Genomic DNA, 18,194 nt, shown 5'->3' with positions numbered 1-18,194 from the left:
GACCGCCATGCGGAAGCTTCCCCCTCTCGCAGCCTCCGCGTCAAGGCCGGGTGACATACCTGTGACCCATCACTCGCAGTGGTCGGACGGTGCTGGAGAAGCTAGCGCTCGAATGGCCGGAAATGCGGACAAAACGCCAACATGCGGACAGGCCGAAACCCATCCGTGCCAAAGGCTTGGCGAAGTGTCAGGAGCGTCAGAACCGGCCCGCGCCCAGATCCCGCGAGATCGCGCGCGCTGCGCTGCGTACCGAGGCGACCAGCGAGGGCCGGACGAAGCCGTCCTCGCACACCGTCTCGACGGCCCCGCTGATGCACACCGCGCCGACCGGGTTGCGCCGCCGGTCCTGGATCAGCGCGCCGATCGAGGCCACGCCCTCCCAGGTCTCCTCGATGGCGTCTGCCCAGCCGCGCTCCCGGATCAGCGCGCACTCGGCGTCTATGTCGCCCGGGTCGGTGAGGGTCCGTGCGGTGTACGCCTCGAACGGCCCGTCGCCCAGCTGGCCGCGGGCCACCGGGTCGTACGCCAGCAGTACCTTGCCCAGCGCGGTGCTGTGCAGCGGCTGCATCGAGCCGACCTCGAGCACCTGGCGGGTGTCGTCGGGGCGGAAGACGTGATGGACGATCAGTACGCCCTGCTGGTGCAGTACCCCGAGGTAGACCGTCTCGCCGCTGGCCCGGGCCAGGTCGTCGGCCCAGACCAGGGCGCGGGCGCGCAGCTCGTGCACGTCCAGATAGCTCTGGCCGAGGCGCAGCAGCTCCGCGCCGAGCTGGTACTTGCCGCTCTCCGGATCCTGCTCGACGAAGCCCTCCATCTGAAGGGTGCGGAGGATGCCGTGCGCCGTGCCCTTGGCGAGGTCGAGCGAGGTCGCCACCTCGGAGAGGCCGAGCCGGCGCTCGCCACCGGCCAGTAGCCGCATGATCGCGGCGGCCCGGGAGAGCGACTGGATCGGGCCGGGCATGCGCACCTCCGCTGACAGGCGGTCGACATTGTCGACCACAGTGGTATCGCCATGAGTCTGCCAGGCCGGAGGCGCCGCGTGCACCTTTCCGGTCAGTTCTCCCCGGCGCGCACGGCCTCGGCGAGCCGGGAGATCTGCGCCGGACCCACCCGGCAGCAGCCGCCGACCAGCCGCGCCCCGTCGGCCAGCCAGGCCGCCACCCGCTCCGGGCGGAAGGTCGATCCGCCCTGCCAGTCCCGGGCGTCGGCGTCCCAGTGCTCCCCGCTGTTCGGGTAGACCACCACCGGCTTGCCGGTCACCTCGGCGGCGATCCGCACCGCCCGGTCGGCGTCCTCGGGGGTGCAGCAGTTCACACCCACCGCGAGAACCTCCGGCACGTCGGAGGCGAGCGCGAACGCCTCGGCCAGCGGCTGCCCGGCCCGGGTGCGGTCGCCCTCGATGCTGTACGAGAGCCAGGCCGGTACCCCGAGCCCGCTGATGGCACGCAGCAGTGTGCGGGCCTCGTCCGCGTCCGGGACGGTCTCGATCGCCAGCACGTCGGGCCCGGCTGCGGCCAGCGCCTCCAGCCTGGGCCGGTGGAACCGCTCGAGCTCCGCCTCGCTGAGGCCGTACCGGCCCCGGTACTCCGAGCCGTCCGCCAGCACCGCGCCGTACGGGCCCACCGAGGCGGCCACCCAGAGGGGGCGGGTGGGCTCGGCCTGCCGGGCGGCCTCGCGGGCCAGCTCGACGCTCCGGCCCAGCAGCCGGGCGGCCTCGGCGCGGCCGACGCCCCGCCGGGCGAAGCCCTCGAAGCTGGCCTGGTAGCTGGACGTGATGGCGACCTCGGCGCCCGCCTCGAAGTAGCCGAGGTGGGCGCGGGTGATCGCAGCCGGGTCGTCGGCCAGCAGCCGGGCCGACCACAGCTCGTCCGAGAGATCGTGCCCGGCGTCCGCCAACTGGTTGGAGAGCCCGCCGTCCAGCACCAGCGGGCCGGCGGCGAGCGCCTCGGCGAAACCGGCCGGGCGCGCGGGGGGAGTGGCGGGCACGAGCGCCTCCTGAAGGTCTTGGCAGCTGTCTGAACTCTAGGACGGCCCTGGTCAGCGCCGGATAGCGGGCTCGCCAGGCGAGGCGTCCGGCCGACTCCGGGGAAATGCGGTGGCCGGTTGTCGGAGGTCTGCGCTAAGTTGTTCTCAGTCGGAGAACGACTGGCTCCAGAGGTCATCGAGGGAGGTGCGGCATGGCAGCGCAGCGGGTGCCTGCCGACCAGCAGTGGCTGGCGGCGTACGATCCGCGGGCCTACGCGCCGGTGGCGGTCACGGTCGACGTGGTCGCCCTGACGCTGCGGCAGGGCAGGCTGCACGTCCTGCTGGTCGAGCGCGGCGGCCCGCCGTACCAGGGCTGCTGGGCGCTGCCCGGCGGCTTCCTGCGGGCGGGGGAGGAGGGCCTGGAGGAGGCGGCGGCCCGCGAGCTGGCCGAGGAGACCGGCCTGCACGGCACGGCCGGCTCCGACGCCGCGCTCAGCCGTGTCCACCTGGAACAGCTGGGGACGTACGGCGCCCCGGACCGTGACCCACGGATGCACGTGGTCTCGGTGGCCTACCTGGCCTTCGCACCCGACCTGCCCGACCCTCGGGCGGGCAGTGACGCGGCGGCCGCGGCGTGGCATCCGGTCGCTTCGCTCGACCTGCCTACCGCCGGGGCCTCCGGCGACCTGCCTGCCGCCGGATCCTCCGGCCCGTCCGCCGAGACCCACGGGGGTGGCCTCGGCGGGCGGGCCGCGAGCGAGCCGGCGGGCATCGAGCTCGCCTTCGACCACGCCAGGATCCTCGCCGACGGCCTCGACCGAGCCCGCGCGAAGATCGAGTACAGCCCGCTGGCCACCGCCTTCCTCGGCCACGACTTCACCATCCCCGAGCTGCGCGCCGTCTACGAGGCGGTCTGGGACGAGAGGCTCCACGCCGGGAACTTCCACCGCAAGGTGCTCTCCGTCCCCGGCTTCGTCGAGAGCATCGGCACCACGGCCGACCGCGGCGGCAGCCGGGGAGGCCCCCGCGCCCGCCAGTACCACGCCGGCGACGCCCAGCTCCTCCACCCACCGCTGCTCCGCCCCGCCCGTGAGGAGGAGGTCCGGTGACCGCCGCCCGCCCGGCCCGGCCGCCCACCACGCCACGCAGCTTCGTCGAGGCACTCGCCGCCGTGGCCGGCGCCACCCATCCGGACGACCTGTTCCCCGCCGACCTCCACGAGGCCGCCCGCCGGTACCGGCGCCTCGCCCGCCTGCTCCACCCCGACGCCGCCCCGGCCGCCCACCGCGCCGAGGCGCAGGCCGCCTTCGTCTCCCTCGGCCACCTCTGGGAGCTTCACCGGTGCACCGGCGGCCCAGCCACCGAGCTCCGTACCGCCCGCCACCACTACCGCCTCGGCCCGCCCGTCGCCACGGGCGACATCGCCCTCCTCCGCGCGGCGGAGACCGCCGGCACCGATGCCCTCCTCAAGATCCCCCGGTCCGCCGCCGACAACGACCTGATGGAGCGCGAGGCAGCCGCACTCACCCGCCTCGCCCGCCACGGCGACCGGCGCTTCCACGCCTACGCCCCGACCCTGGTGGAGACCTTCCGCCATCACGACGCCACCGCACCCGCAGCCACCGCCCGCCGTGTCAACGCCCTGGTCCGCCTCGACGGCTTCCACCCGCTCACCGACGTCCACCGTGCCTGGCCCGACGGCCTCGACCCGCGCGACGCCGCCTGGATCTGGCGCCGCCTGCTGGTCGCCCTCGGGTACGCCCACCGAGCCGGCGTCCGCCACGGCGCGGTCCTCCCCGAGCACGTCCTCGTCCACCCCGCCCAGCACGGGCTCGTCCTCGTCGACTGGTGCTACGCCACCACCGGCGAGCACGCACCCGCGCCCGCCCTGCTCGACCGCCACCGCGGCTGGTACCCACCCGAGGTCCCCGCCCGGCGCCCCGTCACCGAGGCGACCGACCTCCACCTCGCCACCCGCTGCATCGAGCAGCTCATGGGGCCGAAAGCACCGAAGCAGCTCCGGGCCTTCATAGCCGGCTGCACCCTGCCCGCCGAGGCCCGCCGCCCGCACGACGCCTGGAAGCTCCTCGCCGAGCTCGACGAGGTCCTCCACCGGCTCTACGGCCCCCGCACCTTCCGGCCGTTCCACCTGCCCACCACCCGCTAGGGAGCACCCCATGGGAAGCGGTACCTGGTCCACCAACGTCTACGACGCCGCCGCGCACTACCGCGCCGCCTCCGGCACCAGCGCCTTCGACTACAGCGACCGCGCCACCAGCGGCGCCCGCCACACCTGGAAGGCGCACCCGTCGCTCGACCCGCGCGGCCTCACCGTCCGCGAGAGCCGCGACTCCGACGAACACCCCGCCTCGCTCGCCATCGCCGTCCTCTTCGACGTCACCGGCTCCATGCAGACCGTCCCCCGCGTCCTGCAGACCAAGCTCCCCGAGCTCTTCGGCCTGCTCCTGCGCAAGGGGTACACCGAGCACCCGCAGATCCTCTTCGGCGCCGTCGGCGACGCCACCTGCGACCGCGTCCCGCTCCAGCTCGGCCAGTTCGAGTCCGACAACCGGATGGACGACCACCTCGGCAACATCCTGCTCGAGGGCGGCGGCGGTGGTCAGATGACCGAGTCGTACGAACTCGCCATGTACGCCATGGCCCGGCACACCGCACTCGACTGCGTCGAGCGCCGGGGCCGGCGCGGCTACCTCTTCCTGATCGGCGACGAGAAGCCGTACGGCAAGGTCAAGGCCCGCGAGGTCCGCGACGTCCTGGGGGACGACCTCGCCGAGGACATCCCGATCACCACGATCCTCGCCGAGCTGCGCCGCCTCTACGACGTCTACTTCATCCTCCCCGCCGGCACCGCGTACGCAGGAAGCGACGAAGTCCTCGGCACCTGGCGCAAGCTGCTCGGCCAGAACGTCATCGAACTCGACGACCTCGACGCCGTCTGCGAGACCATCGCGCTCACGGTCGGGCTGGGGGAGGAGGCGATCGACCTCGAAGAGGGCCTCGACGACCTCACCGACCTCGGCTCCGGCTCCGTCGCCACCGTCGGCAAGGCCCTGGACGGCCTCGCCCGGCGCAGCCGCGACATTGCCGTACCCGGCGCGTCCCTCCTCGACCCGGCCGACCAGGCCACGGCCGGGACCACCCGACTGTGACGAGCGATCACGTCATCGTCTGCGATCTCGGCTTCGGGGACGCGGGCAAGGGCACCGTCGTCGACCGCCTCTGCCGGGGCCCGTACGGCCCCGGCAGGGCGCGGCCCGTCCATGCGGTGGTCCGCCACAACGGCGGCGCCCAGGCCGCCCACAACGTGGTGACGGACGACGGACGTCACCACACCTTCGCGCAGTTCGGCTCCGGCACCTTCGCCGGCGTCCCCACCCATCTCTCCCGCTTCATGCTGGTCGACCCGCTCGCCCTCGCCGCCGAGGCCCGCCACCTCGCCGCCCTCGGCGTGCCCGACCCGCTCGCCCTGCTCACCGTCGACCGCCGCGCCCTGCTCACCACCCCCTTCCACGCCGCCGCCAACCGCCTCCGCGAACAGCGGCGCGGCCAGGCCCGCCACGGCTCCTGCGGCCTCGGCATCGGCGAGACCGCCCGCTACGCCCTCAGCCACCCCGGCGACGCCCCCACCGCCGCCGACTGCACCAGCCCCGCCCGGCTGCTGCGCAAGCTCACCCTCCTCCGGGACCGCCTCGCCGACCAGCTCGACACCAGCCCCGGCGAGTTCCCCGCGCCCCCGCCCGCCCACTGCGCCGACGCCTTCCACGCCTTCGCCGAGCACATCCGCCTCACCGACGAGGCCCACCTGCCCGAGCTGCTGCGCACCGGCCCGGTCGTGTTCGAGGGCGCCCAGGGCGTCCTGCTCGACGAATGGCACGGCTTCCACCCCTACACCACCTGGTCCACCACCACCTTCGCCAACGCCGAGACACTGCTCGCCGAGGCCGGTGCACCGGGCTCCGCCCTCCGCCTCGGCGTCCTGCGCACCTACACCACCCGCCACGGCCCCGGCCCGCTCCCCACCGAGTCCAAGGCCCTCGCCGTGCCCGAACCGCACAACGACACCGGCCGCTGGCAGGGCGCCTTCCGCCTCGGCCACTTCGACACCGTCGCCCACCGCTACGCCCTCACCGCCGCCGGCGGTGCCGACGCGCTCGCCCTCACCCACCTCGACGCCCCCGCGCGCCACCGCGACCTGCGCCTCTGCGAGGCGTACGAGCTCGACGGCGCACCCCTCCACTGCATCACCACCGGCGCCGTCGGCGACCTCGCCGCACAGGCGCAGCTCACCGCCGCCCTGCTGCGCGCCCGCCCCGGAAGCCTCACCGACCCCGGCCCCGATCCGCAGTCCTGGGTCGAGCAGATCACCCAGCGCCTCGGCGTCCCCGCGCTCATGGAGTCGTACGGACCGACAGCGCGCCACAAACGCCTCCCCATGCGCCCCACCCCGGCCGCTACGCTCGGACCCATGACCACTCAAGAGGCCGACGACCGGACGACCTACGGGCCCAACTCCCACTGCCACTGGTGCGGTACGCCCTACCCGCCCGGCACCGTCGAGTGGCCGCGCACCTGCCCCGGCTGCTCCGAGATGAGCTGGCGCAACCCGCTCCCCGTCGTGGTCACCCTGCTCCCGGTCAACCTCCCGGAGGGCGGCCAGAGCCTGGTCGTGATCCGACGCACCATCGAACCCGGCTACGGAGAACTCGCCCTCCCCGGCGGCTACATCGACTACGGCGAGAGCTGGCAGCAGGCCGCCGTCCGCGAACTCCGCGAGGAGACCGGCATCCACGCCGACTCCACCGACGTCACCCTGGTCGCCACCGACTCCGACACCGCCGGCGGCTTCCTCTGCCTCTTCGGCCTGCTCCCGGCGCGCGACCTCGCCGAACTCCCGCCCAGCAAGCCCACCGACGAGACCGACGGCTGGCAGCTCGCCACCCCCGCCACCCCGCTCGCCTTCTCCTTCCACACCCGCGTCAGCCAGTCCTGGTTCAGCGGGCAGTTCCGGTCCCTTCAGTAGACGAACCACCGACCCGCCCGGGACCCCCTGGCGCAGCCGACGATCACGTGGCAGGGTCTGGATCTGTCAGAGCCACCTCGGACGGGCCCTGCCACAAGCACTCCCGTCCCCACCTTCGGCCGGGAGACCACCACCCGTGAGCACCCCACCCCAGGACCAGCCGCTCTGGCGGCCCGACCCCGCTCGCGCCGCCACCGCCCAGATCGTGGCCTTCCAGGCATGGGCCGCCGAACACCACGGCGCCCCGGCCGCCCCCCTCGCCCCCGTCCCCACGGACGACGAGGCCGCCGCCCGCTTCGCCGCTCTCCACGCCTGGTCCACCGAGGACCTCAGCCGCTTCTGGGCGGCCATCACCGAGTGGTTCGAGGTGCGCTTCAGCACCGCACCCGAGTCCGTCCTGGCCGACCCGGCCATGCCCGGCGCCCAGTGGTTCCCGGGCGCCCGCCTCAACTACGCCGAGCACGCCCTCCGCTTCGGCGAGGCCCCGGAGAACGCGGACAAGCCCGCCATCCTCCACCTCGACGAGACCACCGACGAGCCGGTCACCCTCACCTGGGCCGAACTCCGCCGCCAGGTCGGCTCGCTCGCCGCCGCCCTGCGCGAGCGCGGCGTCCGGCCCGGAGACCGCGTCAGCGCGTACCTGCCGAACATCCCGCAGGCCGCCGTCGCTCTCCTCGCCAGCGCCGCCGTCGGCGCCGTCTGGACCTCCTGCGCCCCCGACTTCGGCGCCCGCAGCGTCCTCGACCGCCTCCAGCAGATCGAGCCGGTCGTCCTCTTCGCCGTCGACGGCTACCACTACGGCGGCAAGGACTTCGACCGCGCCGACGTCGTCGCCGAGCTGCGCCGCGAGCTCCCCTCGCTGCACACCGTCGTCCACGTCCCGCTCCTCGGCGGCCCGTCCCCCGAGGGCGCCCTCCACTGGGACGACCTGGTTTCGGACACGGCGGAACCCGTCTTCGAGCCCCTCCCCTTCGACCACCCGCTCTGGGTGCTCTACTCCTCCGGCACCACAGGCCTGCCCAAGGCCATCGTCCAGAGCCAGGGCGGCATCCTGGTCGAGCACCTCAAGCAGGCCGCGCTCCACCTCGACCTCGGCCCCGAGGACCGCTTCCTCTGGTACACCTCCACCGGCTGGATGATGTGGAACTTCCTCATCGCCGGCCTTCTCGTCGGGTCCACGATCGTCACCTACGACGGCAGCCCCGGCCACCCCGACACCGGCGCCCTCTGGTCCGTCGCCGCCCGCACCCGTGCCACCATCCTCGGCACCTCCGCCGCGTACGTGATCGCCAGCCGCAAGGCCGATCTCCACCCCGGCCGGGACCTCGACCTGTCCGCCGTCCGCTGCATCGGCACCACCGGCTCCCCGCTCCCGCCCGACGGGTTCCGCTGGATCTACGACGAGGTCAAGCAGGACGTCTGGCTCGCCTCCGTCAGCGGAGGCACCGACGTCTGCAGCTGCTTCGTCGGCGGAGTCCCGACCCTCCCGGTGTACCTCGGCGAGATCCAGGCCCCCTGCCTCGGCGCCGCCGTCGAGTCCTGGGACGTCCAGGGCAAGCCCCACACCGACGTGGTCGGCGAACTCGTCGTCACCAAGCCGCTCCCGTCCATGCCGACCGGCTTCTGGAACGACCCGGACGGCGCCCGCTACCGCGACAGCTACTTCGAGATGTACCCGGGCATCTGGCGCCACGGCGACTGGATCACGGTCACGTCCCGCGGCACCGTCGTCATCCACGGCCGCTCCGACTCCACCCTCAACCGCCAGGGCGTCCGGATGGGCTCCTCCGACATCTACGAGGTCGTCGAACGCCTCCCCGAGATCGCGGAGTCCCTGGTCATCGGCCTGGAGGAGCCCGAGGGCGGCTACTGGATGCCGCTCTTTGTGGTCCTCGCCCCCGGCGCGGCGCTCGACGACTCCCTCCGCGCCCGCATCCGCACCACCCTGCGCTCGGAGCTCTCCCCGCGCCACGTCCCCGACGAGGTGATCGCGGTGACCGGCCTCCCGCACACCCTCACCGGCAAGCGCATCGAGGTCCCGGTCAAGCGCCTGCTCTCCGGCACCCCGCTGGACCAGGCCGTCAACCCCGGCTCCGTCGACAACCTCGACCACCTGCGCTTCTTCGAGCAGCTCGGCCGAGACCGCCGCAGCTGACCGACAGGGGTGCGGGGAACGGCGCGGTTGCGCCGCGAAGTTCCCCGCACCCCTGTGATGGGTCCCGCTTACGACCTACTCCCCGGAGAGCACGTGCTGCGCCGCGGCGCGCGCCTCGTCCGCCGTGTCCGCCGCCCTCGCCGCCTCGGCCGCGCGCTGACACTGCGCCAGGGTGTACTTGGCCAGTGCGTCCCGCACGTAGGGAATCGACGCCGCGCCCATCGACAGGCTGGTGACACCGAGACCCGTCAGCACACAGGCCAGCAGCGGGTCGGAGGCCGCCTCGCCGCAGACGCCGCAGCTCTTCCCGGTGGCCCTGGCCGCATCGGCGGCCAGCGCGACCAGGTCCAGCAGGGCAGGCTGCCACGGGTCCTGCAGCCGGGCCAGCGTGCCGACCTGGCGGTCGGCCGCGAAGGTGTACTGAGCGAGGTCGTTGGTCCCCAGCGACAGGAACTCGACCTCCTGCAGGATCGCCCGGGCCCGCAGCGCCGCCGACGGGATCTCCACCATCGCGCCGAACTTCGCCCGCAACCCCGCCTCGCGGCACGCGTCCGCGAAGGCCTTGGCATCCACCCGGTCGGCCACCATCGGCGCCATCACCTCGAGGTGGACGGGAAGCCCCTCCGCCGCCTTCGCCAGCGCACGAAGCTGGGTCTGCATCACCTCGGGGTGCTCCAGCAGCGTCCGAAGACCGCGCACACCGAGCGCAGGGTTCGGTTCGTCGGCCGGCGTCAGGAAGTCCAGCGGTTTGTCGGCTCCGGCGTCCAGCGCCCGCACCACCACCCGGCCCTCCGGGAACGCCTCCAGCACCGTCCGGTACGCCTCGACCTGCTTCTCCTCGCTCGGCGCCTTCGCAGAGTCGTCGAGGAAGAGGAACTCCGTACGGAAGAGGCCGACGCCCTCGGCACCGGCCTCCAGCGCGGCCGGCAGATCCGCGGGCCCACCCACGTTGGCCAGCAGCGGGACCTTGTGCCCGTCCGAGGTCTGACCGGGCCCGGACGAGGCGGCGAGCGCCGCCTTGCGCTCGGCGGCGACGCGGCGCAGCTCCTCCTGCTTCTCCTCGGAGGGCTCGATCAGCACCTCGCCGGAGCTGCCGTCCACGGCGACGACGACACCCTCGGCCAGGTCCGTCGCACCGGGAAGTGCGACCACGGCCGGCACGCCCATCGCGCGGGCGAGGATCGCACTGTGGCTGGTGGGCCCGCCCTCCTCGGTCACGAACCCGAGCACCAGGGTGGGGTCGAGCAGCGCGGTGTCGGCGGGAGCGAGATCACGGGCGAACAGCACGTACGGCTCGTCGCTGTCCGGAACACCGGGCATCGGCACGCCCAGCAGCCGGGCGACGATCCGGTTGCGTACGTCGTCCAGGTCGGCGACCCGCCCGGCCAGGTACTCCCCGGCCGCGGCGAGCAGCGCGCGGTACGCGGCGAAGGCGTCGTAGATGCCCCGCTCGGCGCTGCTGCCCACGGCGATCCGGCGGCTGACGTCGGCCATCAGCTCGGGGTCCTGCGCCATCAGCGCCTGCGCCTCAAGCACGGCCTGGGCCTCGCCGCCGGCCAGATTCCCGCGGGCGATCAGGTCCGCGGCGACCGCATCCACGGCGGCCTGGGCCCGGGCCTGCTCGCGAGGCGCGTCCTCGGTCGGGACCTGCGTCGCGGGCGGCTCCAGGACCGCAGTACCCATGTGCCGGACCTGGCCGATCGCGACCCCGTGGCTGACACCTACGCCGCGCAGCGTCTTTTCCATCTCACCCGTCTCCGCTTGGGATGCGGCCTGGTGGTGGCCGCCCTGTGCTGGACCGCCCCGTCCGGGTCCGGCGGGGCGGGTGTGCTCGGCCTGGTGGGGCCTGTCAGGAGTGGGCCCGCGACCACTGTCGCTACCACTGTGCGCCTGTGCCCCGGACGCCGAGCGGTCCGGGGCGGGAGCGGCGCGGAGATCAGTTCCAGGTGAAGAGGCTGTCGCCCGACCGGAGATCGAGCGCCTCGGCCACGTCGCTCAGCGAGTCGGGACCGGCCTCCAGGGCGACGACCGGAGAGATCGGGGACTTGCCGGCGGCCTCGACCGCAGCCGGGTTCCAGCGGATGACGGCGTCGCCGCGCTTGACCTTGTCGCCCTTGCTGACCAGCAGCTCGAAGCCCTCGCCGTTCAGCTGGACGGTGTCGATGCCCAGGTGGGTCAGAACGCCGTGACCGTCCTCGTCCACCACCACGAAAGCGTGCGGGTGCATCGAGACGACGAGGCCGTCCACCGGAGCCACCGCATCGGTGACCTCGCGCACCGGGTCGATGGCGGTGCCGGGACCGACCATCGCGCCGGCGAAGACGGGGTCGGGCACGGCGGCGAGCCCTACGGCGCGGCCGGCCAGCGGCGACGTCACAGTGGTCATGGTGGAGCCTCCCAGGTACGGAGCACAGCGTCCGGCCGCGGAACAGCGGCGCCGACATCGACTGAAGCCTAAATCATGTCAACTTGGGACATATCGCAACGGAGCCACGGGTGCGCTCGGGACGCTGCGCCGGGCATCCCGGCGCCTCGCAACCCTTGCGCCGGACCGTCACCCCAGGTGGGGGCGGCTCCCGCGAGCTCAAGTGGTCTAGTCCTCTTGGCCAACGCGCCGCACTCTACGGCATCAGGCCGAGCGGCGACCATCGAGGCGAGCGACCGCCGCGCCCGGGTGGGCTCGGCCGATCGGGTGACTGGCGGCGCGGCTCGATTAGGCGCTCGGGCCGGGAAGGGCTATCGTTTGTCGAGTCGCCGCAAGCCGGTGATGAACATTGCGAGTCGGAACCGCAAAGATCTGGTTAAGACCAGGCAAACGGATCTGATAAGCTGGAGAAAAGAACGAAGCGCCCGGAGAGACACGAGAGTGTTTTGAAGGAAGTGTCCGTTCCTTGAGAACTCAACAGCGTGCCAAAAGTCAACGCCAGATATGTTGACATCCCCGGCCTGGACCGTTCGGTCCGGGTTGGAGATTCCTTTTGAAGTAAAAACACAGCGAGGACGCAGTGCGCGGGATCACCCTATTCCGGTGGTTGCCGTGCCGCTCAACGCGAGTGTCTCACCCGATTACGGGTAAACATTCACGGAGAGTTTGATCCTGGCTCAGGACGAACGCTGGCGGCGTGCTTAACACATGCAAGTCGAACGATGAAGCTCTTCGGGGTGGATTAGTGGCGAACGGGTGAGTAACACGTGGGAAATCTGCCCTGCACTCTGGGACAAGCCTTGGAAACGAGGTCTAATACCGGATATGACCTGCCTCCGCATGGGGGTGGGTGGAAAGCTCCGGCGGTGCAGGATGATCCCGCGGCCTATCAGCTTGTTGGTGGGGTAACGGCCCACCAAGGCGACGACGGGTAGCCGGCCTGAGAGGGCGACCGGCCACACTGGGACTGAGACACGGCCCAGACTCCTACGGGAGGCAGCAGTGGGGAATATTGCACAATGGGCGAAAGCCTGATGCAGCGACGCCGCGTGAGGGATGACGGCCTTCGGGTTGTAAACCTCTTTCAGCAGGGAAGAAGCGCAAGTGACGGTACCTGCAGAAGAAGCACCGGCTAACTACGTGCCAGCAGCCGCGGTAATACGTAGGGTGCGAGCGTTGTCCGGAATTATTGGGCGTAAAGAGCTCGTAGGCGGCCTGTCGCGTCGGATGTGAAAGCCCGGGGCTTAACCCCGGGTCTGCATTCGATACGGGCAGGCTGGAGTGTGGTAGGGGAGATCGGAATTCCTGGTGTAGCGGTGAAATGCGCAGATATCAGGAGGAACACCGGTGGCGAAGGCGGATCTCTGGGCCATTACTGACGCTGAGGAGCGAAAGCGTGGGGAGCGAACAGGATTAGATACCCTGGTAGTCCACGCCGTAAACGTTGGGAACTAGGTGTTGGCGACATTCCACGTCGTCGGTGCCGCAGCTAACGCATTAAGTTCCCCGCCTGGGGAGTACGGCCGCAAGGCTAAAACTCAAAGGAATTGACGGGGGCCCGCACAAGCAGCGGAGCATGTGGCTTAATTCGACGCAACGCGAAGAACCTTACCAAGGCTTGACATATACCGGAAAGCTGCAGAGATGTAGCCCCCCTTGTGGTCGGTATACAGGTGGTGCATGGTTGTCGTCAGCTCGTGTCGTGAGATGTTGGGTTAAGTCCCGCAACGAGCGCAACCCTTGTTCTGTGTTGCCAGCATGCCTTTCGGGGTGATGGGGACTCACAGGAGACTGCCGGGGTCAACTCGGAGGAAGGTGGGGACGACGTCAAATCATCATGCCCCTTATGTCTTGGGCTGCACACGTGCTACAATGGTCGGTACAAAGGGCTGCGATGCCGCGAGGCGGAGCGAATCCCAAAAAGCCGGCCTCAGTTCGGATTGGGGTCTGCAACTCGACCCCATGAAGTTGGAGTTGCTAGTAATCGCAGATCAGCATGCTGCGGTGAATACGTTCCCGGGCCTTGTACACACCGCCCGTCACGTCACGAAAGTCGGTAACACCCGAAGCCGGTGGCCTAACCCGTAAGGGGAGGAGCCGTCGAAGGTGGGACCAGCGATTGGGACGAAGTCGTAACAAGGTAGCCGTACCGGAAGGTGCGGCTGGATCACCTCCTTTCTAAGGAGCAATAGCCGACTGCGAGCGAATGTCTCGCACGGTTGCTCATGGGTGGAACGTTGACTATTCGGCACGCTCGGTTGATGACCGCCAGTACTGCACTTCGGTGCGTGGAAGACGGTTCATGGGTCGGGTGTGTCGGGCACGTTGTTGGGTCCTGAGGGAACGGCCGTATGGTCGTTGCTTCAGAGATGCCGGTCCCACTGACAGCGCTCCTGGTGAGCGTCGTAGGTGGGTGACTGGTCGTTGTTTGAGAACTGCACAGTGGACGCGAGCATCTGTGGCCAAGTTTTTAAGGGCGCACGGTGGATGCCTTGGCACCAGGAACCGATGAAGGACGTGGGAGGCCACGATAGTCCCCGGGGAGCCGTCAACCAGGCTTTGATCCGGGGGTTTCCGAATGGGGAAACCCGGCAGTCGTCATGGGCTGTCACCCATACCTGAACACATAGGGTATGTGGAGGGAACGCGGGGAAGTGAAACATCTCAGTACCCGCAGGAAGAGAAAACAACCGTGATTCCGGGAGTAGTGGCGAGCGAAACCGGATGAGGCTAAACCGAGATGGTGTGAGACCCGGCAGGGGTTGCCGTTTCGGGGTCGTGGGAGTGAGCTTGACCGGTCTGCCGGCCGGTCGGCGAGTCAGAAACCGTTGGTGTAGTCGAAGGACATGCGAAAGGTCCGGCGTAGAGGGTAAGACCCCCGTAGACGAAACATCAGCGGCTTGCTTGCTCATTTCCCAAGTAGCACGGGGCCCGAGAAATCCCGTGTGAATCTGGTGGGACCACCCGCTAAGCCTAAATATTCCCTGGTGACCGATAGCGGATAGTACCGTGAGGGAATGGTGAAAAGTACCGCGGGAGCGGAGTGAAATAGTACCTGAAACCGTGTGCCTACAAGCCGTGGGAGCGTCGGACATGCAGTTTACTGTGTGTCTCGTGACTGCGTGCCTTTTGAAGAATGAGCCTGCGAGTTTGCGGTGTGTAGCGAGGTTAACCCGTGTGGGGTAGCCGTAGCGAAAGCGAGTCCGAATAGGGCGTCTGAGTTGCATGCCCAAGACCCGAAGCGGAGTGATCTAGCCATGGGCAGGTTGAAGCGCGGGTAAGACCGTGTGGAGGACCGAACCCACCAGGGTTGAAAACCTGGGGGATGACCTGTGGTTAGGGGTGAAAGGCCAATCAAACTCCGTGATAGCTGGTTCTCCCCGAAATGCATTTAGGTGCAGCGTCACGTGTTTCTTGCCGGAGGTAGAGCACTGGATAGGCGATGGGCCTCACCGGGTTACTGACCTTAGCCAAACTCCGAATGCCGGTAAGTGAGAGCGTGGCAGTGAGACTGTGGGGGATAAGCTCCATGGTCGAGAGGGAAACAGCCCAGAACACCGACTAAGGTCCCTAAGCGTGTGCTAAGTGGGAAAGGATGTGGAGTCGCAGAGACAACCAGGAGGTTGGCTTAGAAGCAGCCACCCTTGAAAGAGTGCGTAATAGCTCACTGGTCAAGTGATTCCGCGCCGACAATGTAGCGGGGCTCAAGCACACCACCGAAGTCGTGTCATTGCAGCAATAGGGCCAACGCCTGCTGTGATGGGTAGGGGAGCGTCGTGTGCCGGGTGAAGCAGCGGTGGAAACCAGTTGTGGACGGTACACGAGTGAGAATGCAGGCATGAGTAGCGATACAAGAGTGGGAAACTCTTGCGCCGATTGACCAAGGGTTCCTGGGTCAAGCTGATCTGCCCAGGGTAAGTCGGGACCTAAGGCGAGGCCGACAGGCGTAGTCGATGGACAACGGGTTGATATTCCCGTACCCGCTTTGAAGCGCCAACGCTGAACCTCTTGATGCTAAGCCCGCAAAGCCGCCCCGGAGTCTTCGGACAAAGGGGAGTGGTGGAGCCGGTGACCCAACGGGGTAGTAGGTGAGCGATGGGGTGACGCAGGAAGGTAGTCCAGCCCGGGCGGTGGTTGTCCCGGGGTAAGGGTGTAGGACGCAAGGTAGGCAAATCCGCCTTGCACATAGTCTGAGACCTGATGCCGAGCCGATTGTGGTGAAGTGGATGATCCTATGCTGTCGAGAAAAGCCTCTAGCGAGTTTCATGGCGGCCCGTACCCCAAACCGACTCAGGTGGTCAGGTAGAGAATACCGAGGCGTTCGGGTGAACTATGGTTAAGGAACTCGGCAAAATGCCCCCGTAACTTCGGGAGAAGGGGGGCCGGATCTGGTGAGGGGACTTGCTTCCTGAGCTGGGGCCGGCCGCAGAGACCAGCGAGAAGCGACTGTTTACTAAAAACACAGGTCCGTGCGAAGCCGTAAGGCGATGTATACGGACTGACGCCTGCCCGGTGCTGGAACGTTAAGGGGACCGGTTAGTCCGATTTCGGTCGGGCGAAGCTGAGAACTTAAGCGCCAGTAAACGGCGGTGGTAACTATAACCATCCTAAGGTAGCGAAATTCCTTGTCGGGTAAGTTCCGACCTGCACGAATGGCGTAACGACTTCTCGACTGTCTCAACCATAGGCCCGGTGAAATTGCATTACGAGTAAAGATGCTCGTTTCGCGCAGCAGGACGGAAAGACCCCGGGACCTTTACTATAGCTTGATATTGGTGTTCGGTTCGGCTTGTGTAGGATAGGTGGGAGACTTTGAAGCCCAAACGCCAGTTTGGGTGGAGTCGTCGTTGAAATACCACTCTGGTCGTGCTGGATGTCTAACCTGGGTCCGTGATCCGGATCAGGGACAGTGTCTGGTGGGTAGTTTAACTGGGGCGGTTGCCTCCTAAAGAGTAACGGAGGCGCCCAAAGGTTCCCTCAGCCTGGTTGGCAATCAGGTGTTGAGTGTAAGTGCACAAGGGAGCTTGACTGTGAGACCGACGGGTCGAGCAGGTGCGAAAGCAGGGACTAGTGATCCGGCGGTGGCTTGTGGAAGCGCCGTCGCTCAACGGATAAAAGGTACCCCGGGGATAACAGGCTGATCTTCCCCAAGAGTCCATATCGACGGGATGGTTTGGCACCTCGATGTCGGCTCGTCGCATCCTGGGGCTGGAGTAGGTCCCAAGGGTTGGGCTGTTCGCCCATTAAAGCGGTACGCGAGCTGGGTTTAGAACGTCGTGAGACAGTTCGGTCCCTATCCGCTGTGCGCGTAGGAGTGTTGAGAAGGGCTGTCCCTAGTACGAGAGGACCGGGACGGACGAACCTCTGGTGTGCCAGTTGTCCTGCCAAGGGCATGGCTGGTTGGCTACGTTCGGGAGGGATAACCGCTGAAAGCATCTAAGCGGGAAGCCTGCTTCGAGATGAGCACTCCCACCTCCTTGAGAGGGTAAGGCTCCCAGTAGACGACTGGGTTGATAGGCCGGATGTGGAAGCCCTGTAAGGGGTGGAGCTGACCGGTACTAATAGGCCGAGGGCTTGTCCTCAGTTGCTCGCGTCCACTGTGTTGTTCTGAAACAACGACCCCACACCAGGTCACGGTGTGGTGCGGCGAAAAGTTTCATAGTGTTTCGGTGGTCATAGCGTGAGGGAAACGCCCGGTTACATTCCGAACCCGGAAGCTAAGCCTCGTAGCGCCGATGGTACTGCAGGGGGGACCCTGTGGGAGAGTAGGACGCCGCCGAACAATCATTCAGGGAAGCCCCCCATCCTCACGGATGGGGGGCTTCTTTGCTGTAAGGTCAATGCCGCACAGTTGTCTTACCGTACAGGAGGCCCTCAGGTGGAGGTCCAGGAGACGCGCGTCCAGACGGACCGCGTCCTCACCATCCCTAACCTGCTGAGCATGGGCCGGCTGGTGGGTGTGCCGATCTTCCTGTGGCTGATCCTGTGGCCGGTTTTCGGCGGCCCGGAGAACGACGGCTGGGCGGTTCTGGTTCTGATGCTGAGTGGCATCAGCGACTACCTGGACGGGAAGCTGGCCCGCCGGTGGGGGCAGATCAGCCGGCTCGGGCAGATTCTCGACCCGGCCGCGGACCGGCTGTACGTGCTGTCCACCCTGCTCGGGCTGACCTGGCGTGAGATTCTGCCCTGGTGGGTGACGGCGATTCTGATCGCCCGTGAGCTCTTCATCGCATCCCTCCTGCCGATTCTGAACCGGCACGGATACGGGCCGTTGCAGGTGAGCTTTCTCGGCAAGGCGGCGACCTTCAATCTGATGTACGCCTTTCCGCTTCTGCTCCTCGGCCACGGCACCAGCTGGCTCTCCACACTGGCCTGGATCGTCAGCTGGGCCTTCATCTGGTGGGGGACGGTCCTCTACTGGTGGGCCGGCATCCTGTACGCGGTGCAGGCCCGTCGGATCATCAAGGGGGACACCGCGGCCGCGGTCTGAGGGCAGGTCGCCGGCGGGTCCGATGAGACGATCCGCACGACGACACGGTGCGTCGGACCTTTTTATCCGGGTAGAGAAGCTCTGGAACGGTTTGATGGATCCCTAGGGTCCACCACCG

Annotated in this window: 10 protein-coding genes and 3 rRNA genes; 9 read left to right on the top strand and 4 right to left on the bottom strand. The window is 68.4% G+C overall.

What is annotated here, in order from left to right; all coding sequences use genetic code 11:
- Positions 1-196: 196 nt before the first annotated feature.
- Both FB465_RS04770 and mmuM read right to left on the bottom strand, forming a co-directional pair.
- Positions 197-961, bottom strand: coding sequence for an IclR family transcriptional regulator (locus tag FB465_RS04770; protein ID WP_145787877.1), 765 nt, complete (start codon positions 959-961; stop codon positions 197-199).
- A gap of 92 nt (positions 962-1,053) precedes the next feature.
- A complete protein-coding gene (mmuM, locus tag FB465_RS04765) occupies positions 1,054-1,986 on the bottom strand; it encodes a homocysteine S-methyltransferase (protein ID WP_145787875.1) in 933 nt (310 codons plus the stop codon).
- 191 nt (positions 1,987-2,177) lie between these two features.
- Between mmuM and FB465_RS04760 the strand changes: the two genes are divergently transcribed.
- The 5 genes from FB465_RS04760 to FB465_RS04735 all read left to right on the top strand — a co-directional run bounded on the left by FB465_RS04760 (position 2,178) and on the right by FB465_RS04735 (position 9,161).
- Positions 2,178-3,074, top strand: coding sequence for an NUDIX hydrolase (locus tag FB465_RS04760; RefSeq protein ID WP_145787874.1), 897 nt, complete (start codon positions 2,178-2,180; stop codon positions 3,072-3,074).
- Positions 3,071-4,132 (top strand): BUD32 family EKC/KEOPS complex subunit, encoded by a 1,062-nt coding sequence (locus FB465_RS04755; protein ID WP_145787872.1) that lies wholly within the window; start codon positions 3,071-3,073, stop codon positions 4,130-4,132. The genes FB465_RS04760 and FB465_RS04755 overlap by 4 nt, the downstream gene beginning before the upstream one ends.
- Positions 4,133-4,142: 10 nt before the next feature.
- Positions 4,143-5,135, top strand: coding sequence for a hypothetical protein (locus tag FB465_RS04750; RefSeq protein ID WP_145787870.1), 993 nt, complete (start codon positions 4,143-4,145; stop codon positions 5,133-5,135).
- On the top strand, positions 5,132-7,006 hold the full coding sequence (locus FB465_RS04745) for an adenylosuccinate synthetase (RefSeq protein ID WP_246192510.1): 1,875 nt from the start codon (positions 5,132-5,134) through the stop codon (positions 7,004-7,006). Before FB465_RS04750 ends, FB465_RS04745 begins: the two co-directional genes overlap by 4 nt.
- Before the next feature lie 136 nt (positions 7,007-7,142).
- Positions 7,143-9,161: an acetoacetate--CoA ligase gene (locus FB465_RS04735; protein ID WP_211785720.1), complete on the top strand. Its 2,019-nt coding sequence runs from the start codon at positions 7,143-7,145 to the stop codon at positions 9,159-9,161.
- 75 nt (positions 9,162-9,236) lie between these two features.
- Here FB465_RS04735 and ptsP read toward each other — a convergent pair whose 3' ends face one another.
- Entirely contained in the window at positions 9,237-10,907 is a 1,671-nt protein-coding gene (gene ptsP / locus FB465_RS04730) for a phosphoenolpyruvate--protein phosphotransferase (protein WP_145787867.1), read from the bottom strand.
- 190 nt (positions 10,908-11,097) lie between these two features.
- Positions 11,098-11,547 (bottom strand): PTS sugar transporter subunit IIA, encoded by a 450-nt coding sequence (locus FB465_RS04725; protein WP_145787865.1) that lies wholly within the window; start codon positions 11,545-11,547, stop codon positions 11,098-11,100.
- A 693-nt stretch (positions 11,548-12,240) separates the two neighbouring features.
- Between FB465_RS04725 and FB465_RS04720 the strand changes: the two genes are divergently transcribed.
- The 4 genes from FB465_RS04720 to clsA all read left to right on the top strand — a co-directional run bounded on the left by FB465_RS04720 (position 12,241) and on the right by clsA (position 18,076).
- Positions 12,241-13,764 (top strand): 16S ribosomal RNA (locus FB465_RS04720).
- Positions 13,765-14,046: 282 nt separating this feature from the next.
- Positions 14,047-17,168, top strand: a 23S ribosomal RNA gene (locus FB465_RS04715).
- Positions 17,169-17,251: 83 nt separating this feature from the next.
- Positions 17,252-17,368: ribosomal RNA gene (gene rrf / locus FB465_RS04710) — 5S ribosomal RNA — on the top strand.
- The 16S, 23S and 5S rRNA genes sit together here, the layout of an rRNA operon.
- A 96-nt stretch (positions 17,369-17,464) precedes the next feature.
- Complete coding sequence (gene clsA, locus FB465_RS04705; RefSeq protein WP_145787863.1) at positions 17,465-18,076, top strand: cardiolipin synthase ClsA; 612 nt, start codon at positions 17,465-17,467, stop codon at positions 18,074-18,076.
- Positions 18,077-18,194 lie beyond the last annotated feature (118 nt).

This window comes from Kitasatospora atroaurantiaca (genome assembly GCF_007828955.1).
GTDB classification, from domain to species: domain Bacteria; phylum Actinomycetota; class Actinomycetes; order Streptomycetales; family Streptomycetaceae; genus Kitasatospora; species Kitasatospora atroaurantiaca.
This window is presented reverse-complemented; position numbering and strand designations above follow the sequence as displayed.

Excerpts from the sequence above, each read along its gene's own strand:
- FB465_RS04770 (WP_145787877.1), bottom strand. The coding sequence starts at position 961 with ATGCCCGGCCCGATCCAGTCGCTCTCCCGGGCCGCCGCGATCATGCGG.
- FB465_RS04760 (WP_145787874.1), top strand. The coding sequence starts at position 2,178 with ATGGCAGCGCAGCGGGTGCCTGCCGACCAGCAGTGGCTGGCGGCGTAC.
- FB465_RS04750 (WP_145787870.1), top strand. The coding sequence starts at position 4,143 with ATGGGAAGCGGTACCTGGTCCACCAACGTCTACGACGCCGCCGCGCAC.
- ptsP (WP_145787867.1), bottom strand. The coding sequence starts at position 10,907 with ATGGAAAAGACGCTGCGCGGCGTAGGTGTCAGCCACGGGGTCGCGATC.
- FB465_RS04725 (WP_145787865.1), bottom strand. The coding sequence starts at position 11,547 with ATGACCACTGTGACGTCGCCGCTGGCCGGCCGCGCCGTAGGGCTCGCC.